1 protein-coding gene and 1 pseudogene are annotated in these 1,351 nt (G+C 66.9%); both read right to left on the minus strand.

From position 1 onward, the window contains the following. Nucleotides 1-53: 53 nt before the first annotated feature. Nucleotides 54-851: an IS21-like element helper ATPase IstB gene (gene istB, locus C2868_RS17820; RefSeq protein WP_103663125.1), complete on the minus strand. Its 798-nt coding sequence runs from the start codon at nt 849-851 to the stop codon at nt 54-56. Next, a pseudogene (locus C2868_RS17825) lies at nt 851-1,351 on the minus strand (IS21 family transposase); the annotation flags it as partial. The pseudogene C2868_RS17825 and the gene istB, both read right to left, overlap by 1 nt.

Genomic DNA, 1,351 nt, shown 5'->3' on the forward strand with positions numbered 1-1,351 from the left:
CGCTTGAGAACTGGTCACTTTCGGCGCTCGAAAAGTGAACAGTTGCGGGCAGTCTAGCCAGGGGTTTCGTCGGTCGTGGTTCTGATGCTGGGGAGGCTGTCGATGCCTCTGCCGCGGAGTCGATAACTCGCGCCCTTCAACGTGAGCACGTCGGCGTGGTGGACGATCCGGTCGATCATGGCCGCCGCGACGGCTTGGTCTCCGAAGACACCGCCCCAGCCGGAGAACGGCAGGTTGGAGGTGAGGATCAGCGAGGCGTGTTCGTAGCGAGATGAGACGAGCTGAAAGAACAAGTTCGCGGCGTCTTGTTCGAACGGGAGGTAGCCGACTTCGTCGACGATGATCAGCCCGTAGCGGCGTAGCCGGGCGAGCTCTTGCGGGAGTCGGCCTTGACGATGGGCGTCGGTGAGGCGGGTGACCCAGTCCGTCGCCGTCGCGAACAGCACTCTATGTCCGTGCTTCGCGGCGACGATCCCGAGTGCGGTTGCGAGATGCGTCTTCCCCGTTCCTGGCGGGCCCAGGAGCACGACGTTCTGCGCTTCCAGCAGGAACCCTCCGGAGGCGAGGGCGGCGATCTGCTGACGCGCGGTCGGTTGCGCGTCCCAGTCGAAGTCCTCGAGCATCTTGCGGGCGGGGAACCCGGCAGCTTTGATCCGCAGCTCCGCTCCGGACGCGTTCCGCGCGGAGACTTCTCGTTCGAGGACGGCGGCGAGGTAGTCCTCAAACGACCAGCCCGCGTCCCGGGCTTGATCGGCCATCCGGCCGGCAGCTTCAGTGATCCGGGGCGCTTTCAGCGCACCGGCGAGATAGGTGATCTGCTTGACCGCGTCTGTCGTCTTGCTCGCGGCCATCAGCTGTTCTCCTGGTCGGTGACCAGCCCGAAGGCCCGATCGTAGTCGGCGAGGTCGCGGGTCAGCTCATCGCCGACCGCCGCGGCGCGGGGCGTCTGGAACTGTTTGCGGAGCCGGGCCGCGGTCTCCACGTGGACCGGGTCGGTGACCGTGGTGCCCCGCGCCCAAACCCTGGCGTGGTCAGCGACGATCCGCCCATCGGCGCGGACTTTCACGCGGTCAAGGTCGGCGGTGACGTCGACCATCCGGCCGATCACCGTCGGATCCACGGAGTAGTCGTTGGTGTCGAGGCGGACGTAGTAGTCCCGGCCGAGTCGGATGCTGTTGCGCCAGCCCAGATGGATCGGGATCGGCGGCAACGGCAGCATCGCGGCCCGGTCCGCGTCGAGCCGATCCACGGGAGCGACCCGGATCGTGCGGACGATGCGGGAGTTCGCCAGGTTCAGCCAGTCCGTGAACTGGGTGTTGAAGTCCGCTGGGGAGGTGAACGACCGGCCCGG

Origin of the sequence: Microbacterium sp. CJ77 (assembly GCF_002911615.1) — a bacterium.
Lineage (GTDB): Bacteria > Actinomycetota > Actinomycetes > Actinomycetales > Microbacteriaceae > Microbacterium.